The 21,316-nt window shown below is 65.3% G+C and carries 14 protein-coding genes; 10 read left to right on the top strand and 4 right to left on the bottom strand.

The genetic code is table 11. The annotated features are described in order from the left end of the window. Positions 1 to 377 precede the first annotated feature (377 nt). The 3 genes from ACJYUO_RS13960 to ACJYUO_RS13950 all read left to right on the top strand — a co-directional run bounded on the left by ACJYUO_RS13960 (position 378) and on the right by ACJYUO_RS13950 (position 5,598). Entirely contained in the window at positions 378 to 1,550 is a 1,173-nt protein-coding gene (locus tag ACJYUO_RS13960) for a Gfo/Idh/MocA family protein (RefSeq protein ID WP_494345956.1), read from the top strand. 33 nt (positions 1,551 to 1,583) lie between these two features. Then, complete coding sequence (locus ACJYUO_RS13955; protein ID WP_494345955.1) at positions 1,584 to 3,047, top strand: flippase; 1,464 nt, start codon at positions 1,584 to 1,586, stop codon at positions 3,045 to 3,047. A gap of 487 nt (positions 3,048 to 3,534) precedes the next feature. Further along, positions 3,535 to 5,598 carry a right-handed parallel beta-helix repeat-containing protein gene (locus ACJYUO_RS13950; protein WP_494345954.1) on the top strand — a complete coding sequence of 688 codons (2,064 nt, stop codon included), beginning with the start codon at positions 3,535 to 3,537 and terminating at the stop codon, positions 5,596 to 5,598. Positions 5,599 to 6,273: 675 nt separating this feature from the next. Here ACJYUO_RS13950 and ACJYUO_RS13945 read toward each other — a convergent pair. Together ACJYUO_RS13945 and ACJYUO_RS13940 are read right to left on the bottom strand one after the other, a co-directional pair. After that, positions 6,274 to 7,224 carry a hypothetical protein gene (locus tag ACJYUO_RS13945; RefSeq protein WP_494345953.1) on the bottom strand — a complete coding sequence of 317 codons (951 nt, stop codon included), beginning with the start codon at positions 7,222 to 7,224 and terminating at the stop codon, positions 6,274 to 6,276. A gap of 618 nt (positions 7,225 to 7,842) precedes the next feature. After that, positions 7,843 to 9,636, bottom strand: coding sequence for a hypothetical protein (locus ACJYUO_RS13940; protein ID WP_494345952.1), 1,794 nt, complete (start codon positions 9,634 to 9,636; stop codon positions 7,843 to 7,845). Between the two features lie 379 nt (positions 9,637 to 10,015). Here ACJYUO_RS13940 and ACJYUO_RS13935 point away from each other — a divergent pair, with 379 nt between their 5' ends. Together ACJYUO_RS13935 and ACJYUO_RS13930 are read left to right on the top strand one after the other, a co-directional pair. Beyond that, on the top strand, positions 10,016 to 11,323 hold the full coding sequence (locus tag ACJYUO_RS13935; RefSeq protein WP_494345951.1) for a hypothetical protein: 1,308 nt from the start codon (positions 10,016 to 10,018) through the stop codon (positions 11,321 to 11,323). Between the two features lie 163 nt (positions 11,324 to 11,486). Continuing rightward, positions 11,487 to 12,884 carry a PAS domain-containing sensor histidine kinase gene (locus ACJYUO_RS13930; protein WP_494345950.1) on the top strand — a complete coding sequence of 466 codons (1,398 nt, stop codon included), beginning with the start codon at positions 11,487 to 11,489 and terminating at the stop codon, positions 12,882 to 12,884. 99 nt (positions 12,885 to 12,983) lie between these two features. Here the strand turns inward: ACJYUO_RS13930 and ACJYUO_RS13925 are convergent, their stop codons facing one another. Further along, positions 12,984 to 14,576 carry an alkaline phosphatase family protein gene (locus ACJYUO_RS13925; protein ID WP_494345949.1) on the bottom strand — a complete coding sequence of 531 codons (1,593 nt, stop codon included), beginning with the start codon at positions 14,574 to 14,576 and terminating at the stop codon, positions 12,984 to 12,986. A gap of 269 nt (positions 14,577 to 14,845) precedes the next feature. Here ACJYUO_RS13925 and ACJYUO_RS13920 point away from each other — a divergent pair, with 269 nt between their 5' ends. The 4 genes from ACJYUO_RS13920 to ACJYUO_RS13905 all read left to right on the top strand — a co-directional run bounded on the left by ACJYUO_RS13920 (position 14,846) and on the right by ACJYUO_RS13905 (position 18,884). Next, positions 14,846 to 15,778, top strand: coding sequence for a polysaccharide deacetylase family protein (locus ACJYUO_RS13920; RefSeq protein WP_494345948.1), 933 nt, complete (start codon positions 14,846 to 14,848; stop codon positions 15,776 to 15,778). Between the two features lie 93 nt (positions 15,779 to 15,871). Continuing rightward, positions 15,872 to 16,981: a Gfo/Idh/MocA family protein gene (locus tag ACJYUO_RS13915; protein ID WP_494345947.1), complete on the top strand. Its 1,110-nt coding sequence runs from the start codon at positions 15,872 to 15,874 to the stop codon at positions 16,979 to 16,981. Beyond that, positions 16,978 to 17,907: a DUF362 domain-containing protein gene (locus ACJYUO_RS13910; RefSeq protein ID WP_494345946.1), complete on the top strand. Its 930-nt coding sequence runs from the start codon at positions 16,978 to 16,980 to the stop codon at positions 17,905 to 17,907. Before ACJYUO_RS13915 ends, ACJYUO_RS13910 begins: the two co-directional genes overlap by 4 nt. 5 nt (positions 17,908 to 17,912) lie before the next feature. Continuing rightward, a complete protein-coding gene (locus ACJYUO_RS13905) occupies positions 17,913 to 18,884 on the top strand; it encodes an NAD-dependent epimerase/dehydratase family protein (protein WP_494345999.1) in 972 nt (323 codons plus the stop codon). A 95-nt stretch (positions 18,885 to 18,979) separates the two neighbouring features. Here the strand turns inward: ACJYUO_RS13905 and ACJYUO_RS13900 are convergent, their stop codons facing one another. Next, complete coding sequence (locus tag ACJYUO_RS13900; protein ID WP_494345945.1) at positions 18,980 to 19,969, bottom strand: glycosyltransferase; 990 nt, start codon at positions 19,967 to 19,969, stop codon at positions 18,980 to 18,982. A 163-nt stretch (positions 19,970 to 20,132) separates the two neighbouring features. Here ACJYUO_RS13900 and ACJYUO_RS13895 point away from each other — a divergent pair, with 163 nt between their 5' ends. Continuing rightward, entirely contained in the window at positions 20,133 to 21,233 is a 1,101-nt protein-coding gene (locus ACJYUO_RS13895; protein ID WP_494345944.1) for a DUF354 domain-containing protein, read from the top strand. Positions 21,234 to 21,316: the final 83 nt, after the last annotated feature.

The following is a 21,316-nucleotide window of genomic DNA, read 5'->3' as shown; positions in this document are numbered from 1 at the left end:
CGCTAAGAAGGCTTTTTAATACCCGATTCCGTACGTTCAGACGGCTCCCGACGACCGTCATCCACTACCGGAACAGTCGCGTGCCAGCAGCTGTTCCTGGCGCGGGAGCCGCTTTTCGAGCGCACATCGCTCTCCGCCTCGAGCGTCGTCTCTGACCCGATCGGAAACCCGCTCGACGGTCGGGCTCGAGTCCCGGATTTCGGTCCCGTCTCACTACGTCCCCGCGGGAACGAGCTGACGGCATCCACGCGCGTTCGTCGCTGGCGGTGGCACCGGTATCAGTAACAGGTCCATACCCGGCCGACCCGCCGCGGGATGGTTAGCGGTCGTGAAGTAATCGGTCTAAAACTAATGATCGGAGTACTGTCCGCTTCGTCATGGTCGTTCGAACCGCAGTCGTCGGCGCAGGAACGGTCTCGCGAGCGCATCTCGCGGGCGCGCAGAACAACCCAGACATGGAACTGGTCGCGGTCTGTGACCTCGACGAGGAACTGGCCCGGGAGCGGGCTCGAGAGTTCGGGACGATGGCCGTCACGGACTTCACCGAACTCCTCGACGAACTCGATTGCCTGCACGTGTGTACGCCGGTCCAGACCCACTTCGAGATCGCCCGGCAGGCGATCGAGGCCGGCGTCGGCGTCATCATCGAAAAGCCCGCGACCGTCACGGCCGAGGAGGTCGAGCAGCTACAGACGCTGTCACGCGAACACGACACGCCCGTCACGGTCATCCACAACCACCTGTTCTACCCGGCGGTCCGCAAGGCCCGCGAACTGATCGACGCCGGGGAACTCGGCCACATCAAGTCCGTTGACACGCTCTATGCGGGACTCACCCCGCCAGATCAAGTCAACCGGGGGTCGTGGGTGTTCGAGCTTCCCGGCGGCGAGTTCGAGGAGGGGCTGCCCCACCCGATCTACTCGGTCCTCGGCATCGGCGGCTGGCCCGAACGCGATGACGACATCTCCGCACAGACCGTCCTCTCGGAACAATACGAGGAGGACTTCGAGTACGATCAGGCCCAAGCGCAGTACGTCTCCGAGGACGGCGCGCTCTGTAACGTGACGATGCTCTCGGGGACGCTGCCCCAGCGCCTCCACGTGATCACGGGCACCGAAAAGTCGCTCATCGTCGACGAGATCAACCAGTCGCTCTACGAGGTCGACGAGGACTACACCTCCTCGGTCATCGCCCGCTCGAAGAAGAGCCTCGACGTCTCCCTCGCACAGGCCTCGAGCACGCTCGAGAACGTCAAAGCGGTCGCGACCTCGCGGTTCGACGACAGCTGGGAGTCGGAGACCAAGACGAACTCCCACTGTGCGATCTTCGACGAGTTCGTCGACGCGATCGAGGGCGACGCCGAGGTGCCGGTCCCCCTCGAGCAGTCGAAGTGGACGATCCGAATCATGGAGACCATCCGCGACGCCGCCCAGCCGAGCCGCGAGGAGAGCGCGGGGGAGACGGCGGAGCCGTCAGAAGCGGCCGACGCCACGCCCGCGGCAGAACCGGCCACGCCGGACGACGAAGAATCAGTCCCGGCCGACCTGTAGCGAGCGCGAGAGCCGCCCAGTTCCTCGTTTCAAATGTCACTCTCACAGCGTCTCGTCCGCGGAGTCAAGGCCACGTTCGGTGCCGAACTGCTTCGACTCGGCGCGCAGGGCGCGATCACCCTGTTGCTCACGCGGGTGTTCCTCTCGCCCGACGAGTACGGGCTGATCTTCCTCGCCATCGCCGTCTTTTCGATCGCGACCCTGTTCGGAACCCTCGGCATCCCGAAATCGATGGCGCGGTTCGTCACCGAGTATCGAAACACCGACGAGTCCCAGATCCGCCACATCGTCCGCTCGTCGATCGCGTTCAACGCCCTCACCGTTGCGATCGTCTGCGTCCTGTTCTTCCTCTTTCGGGGCGCGATCGCGGCCGCCTACGGCGAGCCGGGACTGGAACCGCTACTGGCCCTCGGCGTCGTCTACATCGTCGTCAAGGTCGCCCACGGCTACCTGCTGATCGCGTTTCAGGGCTTTGGCAAGGTGACCCTGACCGCGGCGACCAGTACGGTCTCGAGCGTCGGGCGACTCGGCTTTATCGTCCTCTTCGTGGTCGCCGGCTTCGGCGCGTACGGCGCGCTGGCCGGCTTCGTCGCCGGCTACCTGGTATCCGTACTCGTCGGGAGCTATTTCCTCTATCAGATCCTCGCGTCGTATCCGACGACCGACGGCGGCGAACCTGGCCTCTCGAAACGCATCGTCAGGTACAGCCTGCCGCTGACGGCGTCACAGGGCGCAAACACGTTATACAAACGCGTCGACACGTTGATGGTCGGCTTCTTCCTGACCCCGGTCGCGGTCGGCTTCTACGAACTCGCCAAGCAAGTCTCGACGTTCGTGATCGCGCCCGCGGACTCGCTCGGCTTTACCGTCGCGCCGACGTTCGGCGAGCACAAGTCCTCCGAACAACTTGAGCGGGCCGCCCGCGTCTACGAGCAGTCCCTCGAGTACGTCCTCCTGTTGTACCTGCCGGCGGTCGCCGGGATCGTTCTCCTCGCAGACCCGGGTATCCGGTTCGTCTTCGGCGAGGCCTACGCCGGCGCTGCGCCGGTCTTGCAGGTGTTTAGCGTCTACGTCCTGTTTCAGGCGATCGATAAGATCACCAACGACAGCCTCGATTACCTCGGCCGGGCGACCGAACGCGCGGTCGGCAAAGGGATCACCGGCGGGTTGAACTTCGGTCTGAACCTCCTCTTGATTCCGGCGATCGGCGTCGTCGGCGCGGCGACCTCGACGGCGCTCTGTTACGGCCTCATGGTGGTGTACAACGTCTATCTCATCGACCGCGAACTCGGGCTTCACTGGCGGCGACTCGGGAAGTCGATCGGAGCCGCCGGCGGCGTGACCCTCGCGATGACCGTCGCCGTCGTCGCCTTACAGCCGTTCGTCACCGGGATCGCGACCCTGCTCGCCGTCATCGCCGCCGGCGTCGCGGTCTGGGCGGTGCTGTCCGTCGCGAGCGGCCTCGTGGACGTTTACGAGATCAAGGCTCACATCTAACCCGACGCCGGCTATCGGCGGTACCACGCCGGCTTTGTCGCGTCAACGGTCGTTGTACTCGAGTCGGCTGATTCGGTCACCCACGTGAGTCGCTGCTCGCGGGAGTTCCGTCGACCCCTGCGATCGCTTCGCTCTGCTGTTCCACTGTCCCCTTCTGAGTGCAGCGGGTTCTGACGCGCAAACACAGTATTTCTTGACTGTGACGTGAACGGACTCGATAGCCGCCGACTGCCGCAATCGGCGTTCGGTCGGCGTTCAGTTTTGTCCGTATTTTGCAACTTATCGCCGGTGTAGACGGTCCGAGTATCCGGATGAACGGGCGGTAATAGACTATTACCTCGGTGCCGTCTATCGATTCTAATATAAAACAATCGTGCTATAATACAATATATTAAACAAGAAAAAGACATGAATCCGTGATAGTCTGTTTATTTTATACAGAATTAAGCGGAAAGTTTATGGGGGCATACTGTCGTTACCCGAACGCATGGCACGCGACAATTCGGTATTGGATGACGACGAATCTGCGGATAGCAGCCTCGAGGGCGGCAATTCGGGCGGTAATACTAGATTACTCGACCGTCGCTCGTACCTGAAGCTGACGGGTGCGGCGTCCGTGGTCGGCGGCGGGTTGGCCTCCGGTAGTGCAGCCGCTGCCGAGGACTACGAGGTCATCGAGGCCTCCAACGAGTGGTACCGCATCGACGACGGCGAGGTCTTCGAGAACAAGCTCATCGACTTCTCGAACGGCAACTGGTTCGGTCTCTACGCTCGAGAGTCGACGAACTGGACGATCCGGAACGTCGGCTTCGTCGGGACTCACCGCCACGACAGGCACGCGATCGCGGTCGCCGACGTCGGCGGCAACACGTCGACGATCGAAAACGTCTACATGGGAGACGGCTGTATCCGGCCGAGCAGCTACAGTTCCCACGGGCAGTGTGGCATCTGGGTCGCCCCGGAACACAGCGGCCACATCGACATTCGGAACTGCAACGTCCAGGACTGGCCAAACAACGGGATCTACGCGTCCGCCCCCGGCTACAACGGCAACGGCGGTACCGTCCATATCGACAGTTGCTACGCGGCGAACAACTACGTCTCGAGCTACCGACTGAGCTCGGACGGCTCGAAGTGTACGAACTCCGTGGCGTACAACGACGGCAACGGCCGGTACAACGGCCGCTGTTTCTGGGGCTGGAACCCCGGACGGATGGTCGTCTCGAATTGTGACTTCAGCTCCGGCTCCTACACCAACGCGATTCACCTCGGCCGGAGCGGCGAAACGACGCGAATCAGCATCGACAACACACGATTCGACGGGATCAGCCAGCGCGGGAACGTCCAACTCTCCCGCGGGAGCGGGCTCGGGTCTAACCCCGACCTCTCGATGCCCGAGGGCGTCCCGACCTCCGCAGAAGAGGCCGCAAGCGGTGGCTCTTCCGAGCCCTCGCCCAGCCCCGAACCGGGGCAGGACGCATCCGAACCGTCGCTGGCGAACACGATCGTCTTCGACGGGAACGGCACGGCCGAGACCACGAGCTACGAGTTCGTCGTCAGCGATACGGTCGAGGCGAGTACCGACGAAAACGCGACGATCGACGCGGCGGCGTCGGTCGACGATACCCGCGCAAGCGGCACCGTCGCCGACTACCTCGACGCGTTCCGGTTCGACGGCCAGATCGAGCGCCTGTCAGTCGACGGTGACGCGACCGTCCGCGTCAACGGCGTCGAGATCGACCCCGCCGACATCGACGACATCCTCCAGAATATCATCCTCATCAACGGGAGCGACGAGGATTCGACTCGCTACGAGTTCTCCGTCAGCGGCGAGGTCGAGCGAAGCAGCTACGACGGTGCCTCGATCGACGACGAGGACGCCATCGAGGGCGGCACCGTCTACGGCGGCGTCGCCAACTGGAAAGACGCCTTCAAATTCAGCGGCGAGATCGAACAGTTGACCCTCGACGGCCCCGGCACGGCCTCCGTCAACGGCGAGCAGGTCGATCCCGCCGACTTCGGCGCGGACCTTCCGCACGTCCTCGAGGTACACGGGCCGGGCGTTCCGGTCGGCTTCGAGATCACGGTCGACGGCGAGATCGAATTCGCGGGCGACGACGAACCCGAGGACGAAGCGACGACCATCTCGGGCTCGACGGTCCAGAGCACCGTTACCAGCGACAGTCTCCGTTTTCGCTTCTCCGGGGCGCTGACTGACATCACGATGTCCGGCGGCAAGGCGACGGTCACGGTCGACGGCGAGGAGATCGACCTCGAGGAGTACGGCGATCCCGAACTCCTTCCACACGCGATCGTCTTCGACGGTACCGGTGCCGGACCGAGTACGTACTCGTTCCGCGCGACGGACAAAGTCATCAAGGCGGAGTACCGGGACGCATCGATCAACGACGCCGACATCATCGAGGACACGACGGTCCGTGGCGGCGTCGACGGCTGGCTCGACGCCTACTGGTTCGACGGCGATATCGAGGACTTCAAAATCCTCGGCGATGCCACGGTTGACGTCCAGTACAACGCGCGCGAACAGTAATTCCGTCGCGGTTTCGACGACGGTTCGGCTCGGTTCGGTCTATTTCGGCGCTCCTCTCGATTCTCGGCCCGTGAGAGCCTGATACGTCACGATTTCCGACTCGAATAAACCGTTTCGTCCTGTTCATCCGTGGGCGATTGGCACCGCTCTCCGACTCTCGATATCGTCATGACCGGTCTCGTCTCGGCTTCGACTTTCCAACCCGGTCCGTTTCTGGACGTGACTCGAGTAGCGAGAAGACACACGCTGGTGGGTCGAACCGTGCCGGCAGTTCGCCAAACAGTCAGTCCGGGTTTGAGCTCTCACGGACTCCGGACGAGCGTGGCAATTTGCCGGCCGGCCGACTCGAGTGGACCGATGGCCTCGAGTTCGATACTCGAAGTACTAATCCGAGTCCCCGCGCTGCATACCGTCGGGTCGATACCGCGTTCTCGACGAACGCTGGGCGACAATTATCGGGCCCCCGGTGGGTATCGACGCACCGGTCGAAGAAAAGCAGTAGTACGAAAAACGAGTCAGCAATCGCGTGCGGTGAAGCCGCATGCACACCATCACGCGGCGGAGGGAAAGGGTGCGTCAGCGGGGACTGCAGCGGCGTGGAGTGGGAGGTTGCGTCAGCGGGGAGGCGTCAGTGGATCGGTGGAGGGAGTCAGCGGGACCGCGGCGATACTCGTGTTAGTTCTGGGAGCCGGCGGCCGCCTCTTCGGGGCTGGTCGGCACGCCCTTGGGGATGAACGCCTCGGGATCGGTGCCGACGCTGTCGCCGAGTTGGACGGTCGAGCCGGCCTCTTCGGAGATCCCGGCCTGCTCGTCGTAATCGGTTTCCGCGACGGTGACCTCCGTCGGGTTGCCGTTCGCACCAGCGACAATGGCGTTGTTCTGGCCGTTCATCTGGATCTGACAGCCCTCGACCTCGATCGTGCCGGGGGCCCACGCCCAGATACCGCGGCCGACGTAGCCCTCGCTGCTGTCGACGTAGACGCTCGAGTTGGTGATCTTACTCCCTTCGGTGCCGAGACGGAAGTGCGAGACATAACAGTTCGCGGCAAAGCTGCTGTCGATGTGGATCGTGCCGCCGCCCTTGTTGCCGGGGGCGGAGCCGTAGATCGCGTTGTCCGAGAAGTTCTGGATATTGACGTTCTCGAAGTCGATGTGGCCGTTGTGATCCGGGGCGACCCAGAAGGCGGTCTGCCCGTGGCCGTTCGGATTGGTGTTGCCCGTGCTCGCGCCGTCGCCGAGGTAGACGTTTTCGACGGTGGACGTGCCGCCGCCCGTATCGGAGATGCCGAACGTGGCGGTCCCGGTACCGGAGGTGTTCTCGCCTTTGAAACCGACGTTCCGGATCGTCCAGTCGCTGCTGTGGGCGGTGACGATGATGTCCTGGCCGGTCGTCATGTCGATGAGTTTGTTCTCCCAGGTCTCGCCTTCCTCGAGGGTGATCGTCTGTCCCTGGGCTTCGATGACCTCGTAGTCGTCCTGGGCGGCGGCGGTGCCGGCACCGCCGATCGCGGTTGCTGCAGTCGCCACCGCGGCGAGCGAGCGAACGTAGTTACGGCGGGTTAATCCGCTGTTACGGCCTGCAGTCGGAGTAGTTTCCGTGTCGGACGTACGGGGGTTCTGCGCCATACAATTCCGTAACACCAACTTACACCCATAAACTTTTCCTTGGAGATATGGCTTAAATTTACAGACAGTATTTCTAACACTGGAGAATCGCACACAATCTACCGGCGTTCACTCACGAAGATACGAACGAATTGATGGCAAACGCCTGCTTCGTAATCAGATTATTTCCGAGGAAATACGAGAATATCCGACGGAGAGCCGATCTCGATGCGGTATTCGACGGTCAGAACGTAACCGGACGCTCAGCAGAGATACAGCCGTTTCGTCCGGACAGTATCGTGTTTCTCGAGCCGTAATCGTCTTTTACCGGCCGATTTGCCCCGTTTCGGTCGGTCCGCGGCCGGTCGGATGGCCTCGACCGCTGCGACAAACAGACTGCGGTTTGCAGTCAATTCTCAATCATCTGTTACTCGGTCGCAGTTCGAGCGGCTATCGTCCGAGCGGGTACGACTGATCGGTCGGGACCTCGAGCAGCGTGTGGTCGCTGGCCGGCCCGATCCGGGATCGACTCGAGGAAGAAGCAAGTCGACGAGCGGGCCGAACCCGGCTCTCGTTTCGACGAACTGAGACGCAGCAGCCTCGACGGCGAACCGCGCGGCGTCACGAAGGCGGGGAAGGCTACGGCTCGCTGCTGACCGCGTACATCTCGAACTCGTCGTTCGAGATCACCTTGTTCGCGCCCGGTTCGGTATCGAGGCCCTCGAGGGCGGCGTTGCGGTAGTTGAGCTCATCGTAGACGGCGATCTCTTTCGTCTTGTCCCACTCCGTGACGGTGAAGTAGTACTCGTCGGTCGGATAGGCCCCACTGTAGTTGCCCTCCGAAAACGCGGTGGCGTTGACGGAGCCGGTGGCCGCCGACGCGCCGCCGATCCGGTCGCCGCCGCCGGAGATACCGTTGATCCCGTGATCGTACCGGTAGGGATCGTACCCCATGCCCGCGTAGGGAACGTCCTCGGCCCCGTGGTCTAACCCGCTTTCGTACCCGCTCATCATTTCAGGGGTCACGTGCTGACCCGGATTGTAGATCAGCGGCGAGGCGAACACCGTCATCAGCCCGAGGACGAGACAGGCCCCGAGTACCAGCGCCGTGACCGCGTTCGCCCCCGGCCTCGAGATCACGCCCGAGAGTCCGCCCACGAACTGTGCCAGTGCGACCCCGGCGAGGATAGTCAGGAGCACGTAGATAAAGCCGACCTGTCGGAACGCCATCGTCGGGGTTCCGACGAAGTAGACGGCGAACAGCCCGCCGAGCGGGACGAGCGCGAGCGCGATGTAGTTGACGAAAGCCCTCGTCTCGCCGTCGAGTCTCGTCCGGCCGAGCCAGACGGCCAGTACGAACAGGCCGACGATGAGGCCGATGATCGCCGCGTCGAGGAAGAGTTTGACGAACAGTTCGGTGAGACTGCCGCCGATATCGGTGAGCGACCCGCCCCGCTGGTCGACCTCGGCTCCGGCACCGATATCTTGCATCAACAGACCGGAGACGAGCCCTGACGCGGCGCTCCTGAATCGCTCGTTGCCGAGCGCCCAGAGCCCGAACATCCCACCGAGCGTGATCGTGTGTGCGTACGTCGTCGGGTGCTCGAGCATCGGGTGGTCGTCGAACCGCCGCCGGGCGAGGAACTGAACGCCGCTGATCGCGCCGACGAGGATGACGATATTGAACATCTGTTGGGGATGAACCAACAGGAGCGCGAGCGCGGTCAGATAGACCAGCGCGCTGAACGGTGACAGTCCGAGGGGGAGTCGCTCGAGCGTCGACCGCCGCCGGAGGGAGGCGACGAGCGCGAAGACGACGGGCGGGACGAGAAACAGCGCGTTCGAGTTGGTGTGGACGCCCATGAACGTCGCGATATTATTGACCGGTAACACCATCCACGAGACGATTGCGGCGAGGCCGACCGCCAGTCCGCCGCCGGCCATGCCGCGGACGGTCAGCGGGACGAAGACGGCGAACGGGACGAACAGGACGACCATCCCGATCAGGAGGCCGCGTTCGATCGGGACGCCCCCGAGGAAGTGTAGTACGGTCGCGATAGCGTGGAGTCCCGGATAGAACAGTTCGTGGGGTGCGGTCCCGCCGCTGACGATGTCCCGCGTCCAGCCCAGATGCGTGAGCGCGTCGCCCATGCCGGCGAACCGATAGTTTCGGATCACGGGCAGACTCACGATGGCCGTCACCGTCAGCGCGCCGAGTGCGATTCCGAGCCCCTGCTGGCGGCCGCGACAGGAGAGGGCCGTCCCGACCGCGATGGCCAACGCGAGCGCGAATCCGGCCCAGACGACCGTCGGCGACCCCACGTAGACCGAGGACTCGTAGGCCGTCGCCGGGTTCGCTCTCGCCACGAGAACGCCCGCCGCAACCGCAAGAAACCCGGCCGCGATCGTCGCGTTGAGCGTCGCCCGTCTCATGTCCTCTCACCGTGCTCGTCCGGGCCAGTCTCGAGATACATCTTGCCCGTGAGGTCGGCGCTGGCGTGGTTTGTTATACGGCTCCTACCGTCGAAACCGCTGGCCGGCAGCGCCCTCCGATCGCGAATCCGAGTACCGAACCGGCTTCGATCCCCACGATTCCGCGACTCGAGCGGCAATTCGTCCCCGCAATCGGAGCGACTGCCCCGTACCCGGACCGCACTGGCGTCACTATCCGCCACAACCGAGGTATGCTGTTCCTATCGATTCCGAACAGTCGGCTATGGATTGCGTTCTCGATTTCGGACCGATCAACGGTTCTGGTGGTTTTTGTAGCCGGTCGTGATCCGCTCACTCGAGAGCGACACACCCTTCACATATGTCATCGATTATCATTGATCGGATCACCGCCGACGACGGGACCCTCGAGTGCTCGGTTCGCTGCTCGGCCGACCTCGAGCGGTTCTTCAGCGACGAATCGTTCCGGACCAGCTACGACGTGTCGATCGCGGACGTGCCCGAGGGGGTGCTCGCGATTCCGGTCCTCGCACAGGTCTGTCCGGTCGCGTGGGCCAACGGCGCGGACGTCTACGTCGACGAGGTCGACGCGACGTTCGCCCGAGCGCTCGAGGACGTCAAAGCGTCGCTGTGCGAGATGCACGACTTCCTCGAGGGGGGGACCCTCTACGCGCGGCGGACGATCGAGCCGGAGCCGGCGACGGGCGACGAGAGCGGCCTGCTCTTTACCGGCGGCGTCGACTCGACGTGTTCGTACGTCCGCCACCGCGAGGAATCGCCGACGCTGGTCAGTATCCGCGGCTGGACGATCACCCCCGACTCCGCGGACGACGAGAAGTGGGAGGCCCTGCGATCGCGCGTCTCGAACTTCGCCGCCGATCACGACTGCGAGACCGCGTTCGTCGAGTCGAACATGCTGTCCTTTCTCGATCACCCCATGCTGTTGGCCCACTACAAGCGCCACGTCGACGGCGGCTGGTACAGCTCCGTCGGCCACGGGCTCGGGCTGCTCGGCCTTTGCGCTCCGATGGCCTACGCCCGCGGCATGGCGGATCTCTACGTCGCCGCGACCCACTGGGACGGGATCGACCTCGAGTGGGGGTCCCGACCCGACATCGACGAGCACGTTCGGTGGGCCGGCACGCAGTGTCACCACGACGCCTACGAACTCACCCGACAGGAACGGATCGATGTCATCGCCGACTACATTCGAACCGAAGACCCCGACCTCCAACTGCAGACCTGCAACGATCAGATGGCGGGCAACTGCGGCGAGTGCGAGAAGTGCTACCGCACCGCCGTCGGCCTCCGCCTTTCCGGGCTCGAGCCCGCAGATCACGGCTACCCGTTCGCCGACTCGGACTATCACCAACTCCGCCGTTCCCTCGAGCGTGGCGACTGGGTCCTCGGTGAGGACGAGCGACACATGTGGGCGGACATCCGCAAGCGCGCCGGCGAGACCGAACCCGCGACGCCGGCCGAACGGACGTTCTTCGAGTGGCTCGAGACCGCCGAACTGGACGAACTGATCTCCGCCTCGGAGCCGCCGCTCTCCCACCGGCTGCTCCGGGCCGGCGCGAGAAATGCGCCGAATACCGTCTACAATACCGTCTACCCGGCGTGGATCACGGCAAAAACCGGCCTCCGCCGCGTCCGGTCCGATCGGTAATCGTTCGGTTCGGCCGGGGGACCCGTCCGCTGTCGTCGTCTCGCGATCCGTGTCTCTCTTCCGGCTTCCATCGACGGGCGAACGATTGCTTCCCGCGGGCGGCTTCCCGCACCGCCCGCCACGCTTTTCTTCGCGCTATGTGAACGTACCGCGCAGTGGGACGATGCACGTTGATATCGGCGATCTGGCCTCGATCCTGCTCGAGCACGCCCAGGACAAACTCGCCGTGGTCGACGAGTCGGGGGAGTACCTCTACGTCAACGACGCGAGCACATCTATTCTCGGCTACGAACCCAACCAACTCGTCGGCGAGCGTGCACAGGACTTCGTCCATCCCGACGACACGCAGGCGGTTGCGGACCGATTCGAGCAGCTCGACGCCTCGGGCGACCGGTCGTCGACGGTCCGGTATCGTCACGCGACACGGAGCGGCGGGTGGGTGTGGCTCGAGAGTCGCTTTACGGCCCTGCCGGACGATGTCCTCGACGGCTACGCCGTCAGCTCGCGTGACATCTCCGATCAGGTGGCCGCGGAGCGGGAGCGCCGGGACGCCGAAAGCCGGCTCCGAACGATCGCCGGCACCGTCGGCGACGTGCTCTGGATGTTCGACGGCGACTGGTCCGAGATCCTGTTCGTCAACCCGGCCTACGAGGACATCTTCGGCCAATCCGTCGCGGACCTCGAGGCCGATCCACAGCAGTTTCTCGAGGTCGTCCATCCCGACGACGTTGCCTGCGTTCGCGAGGCGATGGCCCGCGCTTCGAGCGGCGAGTCAGTGGAGGTCGAGTACCGCGTCGACCCGACCACCGACTACAGCCGGTGGCTCTGGGTGCAGGCCGAACCGATCGTCGAGGACGGGGCAGTCGTCCGGATCGTCGGCTTCACTCGAGACATTACCGATCGTCGGCGGCGGGAGCGCCAGTTGGCCGTCATGGATAACCTCCTCCGGCACAACCTGCGGAACGATCTGGCGGTCATCCTCGGTAACGCCGAGTGTATCGCCAGCGAAGCCGACGAACCCGCTCGTGGGCGCGCGGAGATCATCCGCCAGCAGGGCGAAGCCCTCCTCGAGAGCGCCGACAAGCAACGCGAGATCATCGATCTGCTCACGGCGCGGGCGATCCCCGACGAGATCGATCTCGTCCCCGTCGTCGCCGACGCGGTCGAAACGGTCCGCGAGGCGTCTCCGAACGCGACGATCGAGACGGTGCTTCCCGACTCGGCCACCGCGAACGCACTGTACGAGATCCAACTGGCCGTAACCGAACTGCTCGAGAACGCGATCGACCACGCGCCGGCGGGGTCGCCGGAGATCTCGGTTACCGTTCGATCTCGGCCGGAGACGGTCGATATCGAGATCCGGGACAGTTGTCCGCCGATTCCGGAAGTCGAGTTCCGCGTCCTGACCGGCGACTGGGAAATGGACGATGTCTATCACACGTCGGGACTAGGGTTGTGGCTCGTTTACTGGGTCGTCGACCTCTCGGACGGCCACATCGCGTTCGAACGCATCGAGACGGGAAACGAGATCACCGTGACGCTGCCCCGCGGCCAGCCGTAGTCCGCAGTCCAACGGCTTCCACCGAAGAGCCGGACACGGACCCCGACAGCGGGGGCGTAGAACAGTACTCGAACCGGTCGTGGTTGCCGATCGGCCGCGTTACTCCATGTACCCGAGGCCCTTCAGCCGGTCCTCGACGTCGTCGAAGTCCTCGTCGACCTCCTCGTCGGTCTCAATCTGGGTCAGCGTCGTGCGCTCGACTTTGGTCCGTGCGGGCGTGCCCGCCTCGTCGAAGGCGTCGAACAACACCCGCCCGTCGGCGTTCTCCGGGACCGGTTCGCCGATCCCGTGGAGCAGGGTCGGGGCGACGTCGACCACTCGAGCCCCGCGGAGTTCCGCCCCGGGGGCGATCGACGGCCCGCGACAGAGGACGATTCCCTCGCTGCGGTGACTCGCGTCGTAGGTCCCGGTGTCGCCGAGCACCTCGTCTGCCATCCCGCTGCGGGACTCGTAGACGCCGCGGCCGCTGACCACCAGGTCCGGCGAGTCCTCGTCCGTCGGGAACAGTTCGTCGCCGTCGTGGACCTCGAGCAGCGCCTCGCCGTCGTCGTCGGTCGCCGACTCGAATGCGGCGCGGATGTCGGCTTTTACCTGTGGCACTTCGCTCGGCGAGACGACGCCGTTGTCGAAGCGCTCGGTGTCGTTGATATAGCAGTTGCCCGTGTCGTGAACGAAGGCGACGGTCCGGTCGTAGTCGACGTCGTAGAGGGCGTGATCGCCGGGGATCTGTTCGGCGACGGAGTCGACCAGCCGTCGGGGCAACGACTGGACGAGCGTCTCCTCGGTGATCCCGACCCGATTGAGCGCCCCGGTGATGGCGTCCCGGGAGATGCCGAGGCTCGCGAGCGCGCCGCGGGTGCCGTCGTCCTCCCGCCGGAACAGGTAGCCCTCCTGTTCTAAGATGCGGTTGACGTAGACGAGGTCCTCGATCGGACCGAAGCCGTGATCGGAGACGACGTAGAGGTCCGCGTCGTGGTCGTCCGTGTACTCGAGAACTTCGCCGAGGATCTCGTCGAGTTTCTTGTAGTGAGCCAGCAACCGATCCATATCCCAGATGAGGTGTTGGAACCGGTCGGGGGCAGTGTAGACGAAAAAGAACAGCTGCCAGTCGTCGCCCGCCCGATCCATCTGGGTTCGCATCAGTTCCCGCCGCTTCGCGAGCATGTCGTCGACGGCGACCTCGAACTCGTCTAACCGATCGGCGTACTCCGGATAGTCGAGGCTGATGTCGTAGTCGGGGATGCGGGAGTCGATCTCGTCTTGCAGGTCGGGCGGATGAGCGAACTCCCGATCCGTCGAGGGCGTCATCATTCCCGTGACCATGGTCCCGTCGATCTCGCGGACCGGATACGTCATCGGGACGTTCCCGACGTGGGACGGCCCGAGCTGGTCCCACAGGGCCGGCTGTGCCAGATCCTGGCTCGTATACATCTCGTGGCTGTATTCCGACGAGAGGTTCTGGAAGCCGTATATTCCGTGTTTGTCCGGCCAGACCCCCGTAGCGATCGACGGCCACGCAAGCGGCGTCGTCGGTGGGCGAGTGCTATCGAGCGTTCCGGACGCGCCTTCCTCGCGCATCCGAGCGAAGTTGGGGAGTTCCCCCTCGTCGCTCCATCGCTCGATGAGTCTCCACGGCACGCCGTCGAGTCCGAGCACGAACGCTCGCTCGGAGGGAGTCGTAGATCCGCTCATATTTATTGTATGAGACGTCGAAGACGCCTGCTGTCCTGTGCGTTTCCCGATGAGCGCTTTGTTATAGAGAGGTTTCAGGGCTCTTCCCGCTCGAGTCGTCCCTGTTCGGTGTCGTTACCGGATCGCTCTGCGTTCGTCCGTCTCCCGGCGCTGTGTCGTCCGCTCGCGTGCCCAGCGGCGTCCGGTTGCGATCCCGACAAGGGCTCCATAACAAAGCCATCCAAACGCGACCGTTCGGATATGAAACGCGTTCAATCGTGGTGGGATCAGTGGGCAGCGTCATAATTTCCCTCGATGCCGAACTCGGCTGGGGATTTCACGATCTCGCCGAACCGCCGAGTGACCGCGTCGAGGCCGGCCGCCGCGGCTGGTCCGTCATGGTCGAGTTGCTAGAGGAGTTCGACGTGCCCGCGACGTGGGCCGTCGTCGGCCACCTCATGCTCGACTCCTGTGACGGCAGCCACGCCGACCATCCGGCTCCCGACGGCTGGTTCGAACGCGAGCGAACCGACTGGGCCGACCGCGAGGACCTTCGGTTCGGTCCCGACCTCGTCAACGACATCCTCGAGTCCGATGTCGACCACGAGTTCGCCAGCCACTCCTTCTCACATGTCCTGTTCGGTCGTCCGGAGACGGACCGCGAACTCGCCGTCGCCGAACTCGAGTGCAGCCGCGAGATCGCGGCCGACTGGAACCAGTCGGTCGACTCGTTCATCTATCCGCGCAACGACATCGGCCACCGCGACGTGCTGGCCGAGCAGGGTATCCGGGCCTATCGGGGCAGATCGCCGACTCGAGACGGCGTTCGCGGCGTCTTCGACTCGACGATCCGGGATCAGTCGATGCTGGTCGAACCGGCCGTCGACGAGCACGGGCTGGTCAACGTCCCCGCGTCGATGTTCCTCTTCGGATTCGAGGGGCCGGCGCGGACGGTCGCGGAATCGATTTGGGAGGACCCCATGGTCGCGCTGGCCCGCCGCGGGATCGACGAGGCCGCACGCACAGACGGGCTCTTTCACATGTGGCTCCATCCGAACAACCTGACCCGCGAGCGGGACGACAAGCGGATGCGAGCGATCCTCTCGCACCTCGAGCGCCGGCGTTCTGCGACCGATCTCACGGTGGAGACGCTGGCCGACGTCGCCGACCGGATCGTGGGCCCGGCAGGTTTTGACGAGCAGGCGACGGTGAGTTGGAACTGACCGCCACCCGGCGGTCGAATGGGAGTGCTACTCGCCGTCGCGAACGGGTATGACGACGATAACAAAGCCCGCAGGCGACCCGTTTTCGGACAGATGGCACTACCGCTTCTGAATCGATGGACCGACTCGAGTGCACTGTCTCTTGGGATCCTCGGCGTCGGCAACATCGGGCTGGTACACCTGAAATCCGCAGTCGCGATGCCTGGCGTCGAGGTCGTTGCGGCCGCCGACACCGTTCCCGGAAACCGCGAGCGAGCCGAACGCGCCGGCGTGTCTCGTACCTACGATGACTACGCGACGCTGCTCGAGTCCGAGGAGTTAGACGCAGCGGTCGTCGCATTGCCGCCGTTCCTCCACGCCGAGGCCGTCGAGCGGGCCGCCGAGGCCGGCATCGACGTCTTCGTCGAGAAACCACTCGCGCGCTCGACCGAGGAAGCAGACGAGATGCTCGAGACCGCCCGCGAGGCGGGCATCGCCGTCGGCGTCGATCACACGCTGCGCTACCAGCCCGACATGGCCGGCGTCAAGCAGGCCTACGACGAGGGCGGCGTCGGCCACGTTCCCTACGCCTCGATCACGCGGCTCAACGACCATCCGCTGGGGAAGCCGCCCGCCGACGAGGCACCGCCAGAGTGGCCGATGGACCCCGACGCCAGCGGCGGCGGCTCCCTCGTCGAACTCGGCGTCCACTGTTTCGACCTCCTCGAATGGCTGTTCGGCGAGCTCGAGGTCGAAGACGCCTCGATGGGGCGAACGCTCGAGACCGAGGCCGAAGACGCCGCGACCGTACTCATGACGGCCCCGGAGACGGAGACGACGATCACGCTCCACTGCGGGACTTACCAGTGGGAGCAACTCCCGGAGGTCAACACCCGGCTGCGTCTCGAGGGAGTGACGGGAACGATCAGCAACCAGGAGCACCTACCCGAGAACTTCTATGCCGGCGCGGCCGCGTCCGCCCTGTCGAACGTCGCCGGCCGACTCACGAACGGCGAGCCGGATGTCTTCGGACCGACCTTCTACTTGCAGGCCCACTACGACGCGCTGGCGGACTTCTGTGACGCGATCCGCGCAGGCGAGCGGCCGCCGGTCGACGGAGCCGACGGCCGACGAACCATCGAGCTCGCCGAAACGGCCTACGAACTGGCCGCCGAGAGCGACGACGAGGCGGCCGAACCCGAGACCCCGGAGGTGACCCTATGAGCGCGATGCCGGTCCGCGCGACCGCGGTCGACGCCGCCGATCGGCGCGGCAGCTGGATTCCCGACATCGATGCCCGGATGGCGGCCCTCGAGTCGCCCGTTCGGGACCTCCTCGAGCCCTCTCTCGAGACGCTGTCCGATGCCGATCGGATCACGCTCGTCCCGGACGCCCACTACCCGTTTCACCCCTCCTCGGGCATGGTCACCGATCCCGCCGTGATCGGGGCGATCGTCGACCGCCTCGAGCGGCGGACGGACGCCGAGATCGCCGTTGCCGGCGCGAGCGACGACCGGATCGCCTTCGATCGGACCGCCGCGTATCTCGGCTACGCGAGCCTGTTCGAGCGTTTCGACGCGACCCTCGTGGATCTGGCCGACGATCACCGCGTAGACGACATCTGCGAGGTCGATCGGAATCCGACCGCGGTCTCGGTCCCGAGCCGGCTCGCCGAGAGCACCGCGGTCGTCGTCCCGTCGCTGCGGCCGTCCGAGGACGGACCGGTCGCGGGCGCGATGCGAACGCTCGCCAGTACCGTCGACTGCGACGCCGATCCCGCGCGGGTACCGGTCGCGGCGACGCGCGCCGTCGATCCCGCGCTCGCTGTCCTCGATGCGACCACCGTCTACGGCGGCGAACCCGCTGCGGGCGATACCCTGTTCGCGGGCCCCCCCGTCGACATCGACGCCGTCGCGGCCGCGCTGCTCGGGCGCTCGCTCGAGGCCGACGCGGCCCTCGAGATCGCTCGCGGTGACGACGGTCCGATCTCCGTCGAAGGTGACGTCGATTTCGACCGACTCCGCGATCGAATCCCGGACGGCGAGTTGCCGCCGCCGGACGAGACCCATCCCGCCGTCTCGACCGCCTACCGCGTCTACGCCGCGGTGGCCGGCGACGCCGTCCCGCCGCAACTCGAGGGCGGTCGATGACCGCGATGACCGACGCACGCACGGCCGCGGTCACCGGTGCCACCGGCTTCCTCGGCTCGCGGCTCTGTGACCGCCTGCTCGCGAAGGGCTGGACCGTCCGCGGGCTCAGCCGCCCGACCTCGGACCGGGGCGACCTCGATGGCGTCGAGTGGTACGTCGGCGATCTCTCCGACCGGGAGACACTGCGCGATCTCGTCGACGGAGCCGACGCGGTCTTCCACCTCGCGGGAATCGGTCTCTGGAACGCCGGTCCCGAAACCGTCTGGGCGGTCAACCGCGACGGGACCGAGCGCGTGCTCGAGGCCTGTCGCGACGGCGACGCGGGCCGTGTCGTCTTCACCAGTACCGCCGGCACACGCCGGCCGCCGGCAGACGCCGAACTCGCCGACGAGACGGACGTGGCCGAGCCCATCGGTGCCTATCAGGCGTCGAAGGCCGAGGCGGAGAGCTTGGTCGATCGGTACGCCGACACGGGCGGGGATGCCGTTACGGTTCATCCGACCTCGATCTTCGGCCCCGGTGACGAGGAGTTCACCGCCCAACTGCTCTCGATGGGCGTCGACCGGACGATGCCCGCCCACCTCCCGGGCGGCCTGAGCATCGTCGGCGTCTCGGACGTCATCGACGGGGTTCTCGCCGCGTACGAGCACGGGACCAGCGGCGAACACTACATCCTCGGCGGCGAGAACCTCTCCTATGAGTGTGCCGTCTCCCGGATCGCCAACGCCGCCGACGGCTCGCCCGCCCGAATCCGCGTCCCGGCGACCGCGATTCGGGCCGCCGGCCCCGTCGCCGAGGTCGTCGACGCCGTCGCCGACCGCCGGATGTTCCCCTTCGACCGGCAGATGGCGAATCTGGCGACCCAGCGGCTGTTCTACAGTTCGCGGAAGGCAAGCGAGGAACTGGGCTACGAGTACCGGCCGATCGAAGACCACGTGCCGGAAGCGATGGAGTGGTATCGGACGGAAGTACAGTAGCTATCTCTTCTCGCTTCTGAGATCGGCGTGCGAGAAGCCCCGTTCGTCCGGAACTGATCCTCCGCAGAAGTAGCGATCTCTCGTAGCCGTGGGCTTCACTCGAGCCCGGCCGCGCCCTGAACCCGCTTTTTCTCACCGCTAGATTCCGTTTCAATTACCGTCCCGGCGACCCGCTCGTAGACTGCGAGCATTCGATCGGCCGTCCGCTCGATGCTGACCTCGCGGGCGGCCTCGCGGCCGTTCGATCGCTCGCCGCGCTCGAGGACGTCGATCAGCCCCCGAACGAGGTCCTCGTCGTTCGTTGCGACGTGGGAGGGGTCGACGCCGGCCAGTCGCTCTCGAACGTCGCCGACGTCGACGGCGACGACGGGGAGGTTACAGGCCAGCGCCTCCTTGACCGAATTGGGCGAGCCCTCGCTGTCGGAGGTCAGGACGAGCGCGTCGGCCGCGTTCATGTAGTCCGAAACCGCGTCGTGATCGACGCCGTAGACGGTCCGGAGTCGGACCGGCCGCTCGAGGAGGTTGTCGACGACGCTCACGACGCGTTCAGCCCGCGAATAGTTTTTCACCCCGCGTGCGGGCGAGTACGGGAACAACACGTTATACGCCGACTCGTCGTCGTCCCAGCCCACGGTTTCTTTCGCACGCTCCTGTGGCTCCGGCCGGAACATCTCCAAGTCGACCCCGTCGGGGATCACCGTACAGTCGCGCCCGAGTACCTCTCGCATCTCCTCGGACATGACGACGACCTCGTCACAGAACGGCGCAGAGGCGCGGCTGACGGGAGCGATGGGGCCGTGGACGTCCGATCCCCACAGCGAGAGGACGACCGGCTTGCGGAGCTGTGCGATCGCCATCGGTGCCGTCAGCCCGTAGTGGGCGTGGATCAGGTCGTAGCCGTTCCCGGCCTCCCTGATGACCGCCGGCACCGTCCGGATGTAATCCGCCGGGCTCCGGTCGGTGTCGGCGGCGACTTCGCCGGCTACCGGCACCGTAGTAAAGGAGACGCCTCGCTCCTCGAGTGCCGCCATCTGCTGGTTCATGAAGGGAGCGTCGGCGTTCGCGGTGAGCGTGAGGACGTGCATCTCGGTGGGTACGGAGACGACCTCGCGGCGTTTTGTTATCCGCAGGGCCCGCTCGAGTTTTCTTCACGTACACCTAGACGTGCGGGCCGTATCCGGCGACTTCCGCGCGAGGCCCCCCGTAGCGATGCTATTACAAAGGGTCGACGAGGGATAGCTATCCTCGATGCGGATCCTCGTCTTGGCGAATACGCCAGCACACGTCCACCTGTATCGACACGCCGTCGACCGCCTCGAGCGAGCGGGACACGACGTGCTCGTGCTGACCCGGGAGTACGCCTGTACGACCGACTTACTCGACTATTTCGACATGCCCTACCGGGTGTACGGCCACCACGAAACCGACGGCTACTCGGCGCTCGGGTTCGCGCGCGAACTCGGCGGCCAGTTCCTCACCATCGGGACCGAAGCGGTCCGGTTCGATCCAGACGTGATCTTCGGTCGGGGCCCCTACGCGGCCTACGCCGGCACGCTCTCGCGGTCGCCGGTCGTACTCGTCCTCGACGACGAGCCGGGCGACTTCAACCACACCGTCTCGCGACCCTTCGCCGACTGTATCCTCTCCCCGGCAGTCACGCGCCGCGATCTCGGCGACGCCCACTACACCTTCGACGGCTTCAAGGAGTGTGCCTATCTCCACCCCGAGGTCTTCGAAGCCGACGGCGATGTCCGGGAGTACCTCGACGTCGACCCCGACGAACCGTACGTCATCGCCCGGTTCAACGCCCTCGACGCACTCCACGACACCGACCTCGAGGGGTTCCGTCCCGAACAGCGACGGGACCTGATCGAGCGCCTGAGCGAGGATGCGACGGTCTTCGTCTCCGACGAGGGCGGCGAGATGGACCTTCGGGACCTCCCCGCCCGCTCCTACGACCTCCACCCCGCGCTGATTCACGACGCGATGGCCGAGGCCGACCTGCTGGTGGCCGACACCGGCACGATGGCCACCGAGGCCGCGCTACTCGGCACGCCCGCCTTTCGCTACCGCGGCACCGACGACCACGAGTACGGCGAGTTCCAGGAACTCGAGCGCGCCGGCCTCGCCGAGCAGTTCGATTCCTACGACGCGGTCCGCGATCGCTCCCTCGAGATCCTCGCTGCCGACGACGCGGACGCCCGGTGGCAACGCAAACGACGGGAGTACGCGGCCGATCTCGTGAACCTCACCGACCTGCTCGTCGACGTGGCCACCTCCCGCGGGGAACTCGAGGGACTCGACCGCTCGACGAAGCGAGTGTTGCAACCCCGTTCGCGGTCGATGTAGCGGTGCTCGACCGGATTTCGCGGCGATATCGGCGATCCCGTCGGTTCGCCGGTCACGAAACACTTTTGGCCATCTCCGGAAAA

This window comes from Natrinema sp. CRL1 (assembly GCF_059162405.1).
The sequence above is the reverse complement of the archived record's forward strand: the minus strand, read 5'-3'. Positions and strand labels throughout refer to the sequence as shown.

Excerpts from the sequence above, each read along its gene's own strand:
- ACJYUO_RS13930 (WP_494345950.1), top strand. The coding sequence starts at position 11,487 with ATGCACGTTGATATCGGCGATCTGGCCTCGATCCTGCTCGAGCACGCC.
- ACJYUO_RS13935 (WP_494345951.1), top strand. The coding sequence starts at position 10,016 with ATGTCATCGATTATCATTGATCGGATCACCGCCGACGACGGGACCCTC.
- ACJYUO_RS13910 (WP_494345946.1), top strand. The coding sequence starts at position 16,978 with ATGAGCGCGATGCCGGTCCGCGCGACCGCGGTCGACGCCGCCGATCGG.
- ACJYUO_RS13945 (WP_494345953.1), bottom strand. The coding sequence starts at position 7,224 with ATGGCGCAGAACCCCCGTACGTCCGACACGGAAACTACTCCGACTGCA.
- ACJYUO_RS13950 (WP_494345954.1), top strand. The coding sequence starts at position 3,535 with ATGGCACGCGACAATTCGGTATTGGATGACGACGAATCTGCGGATAGC.
- ACJYUO_RS13925 (WP_494345949.1), bottom strand. The coding sequence starts at position 14,576 with ATGAGCGGATCTACGACTCCCTCCGAGCGAGCGTTCGTGCTCGGACTC.
- ACJYUO_RS13940 (WP_494345952.1), bottom strand. The coding sequence starts at position 9,636 with ATGAGACGGGCGACGCTCAACGCGACGATCGCGGCCGGGTTTCTTGCG.
- ACJYUO_RS13895 (WP_494345944.1), top strand. The coding sequence starts at position 20,133 with ATGCGGATCCTCGTCTTGGCGAATACGCCAGCACACGTCCACCTGTAT.
- ACJYUO_RS13955 (WP_494345955.1), top strand. The coding sequence starts at position 1,584 with ATGTCACTCTCACAGCGTCTCGTCCGCGGAGTCAAGGCCACGTTCGGT.
- ACJYUO_RS13960 (WP_494345956.1), top strand. The coding sequence starts at position 378 with ATGGTCGTTCGAACCGCAGTCGTCGGCGCAGGAACGGTCTCGCGAGCG.
- ACJYUO_RS13915 (WP_494345947.1), top strand. The coding sequence starts at position 15,872 with ATGGCACTACCGCTTCTGAATCGATGGACCGACTCGAGTGCACTGTCT.
- ACJYUO_RS13905 (WP_494345999.1), top strand. The coding sequence starts at position 17,913 with ATGACCGACGCACGCACGGCCGCGGTCACCGGTGCCACCGGCTTCCTC.
- ACJYUO_RS13900 (WP_494345945.1), bottom strand. The coding sequence starts at position 19,969 with ATGCACGTCCTCACGCTCACCGCGAACGCCGACGCTCCCTTCATGAAC.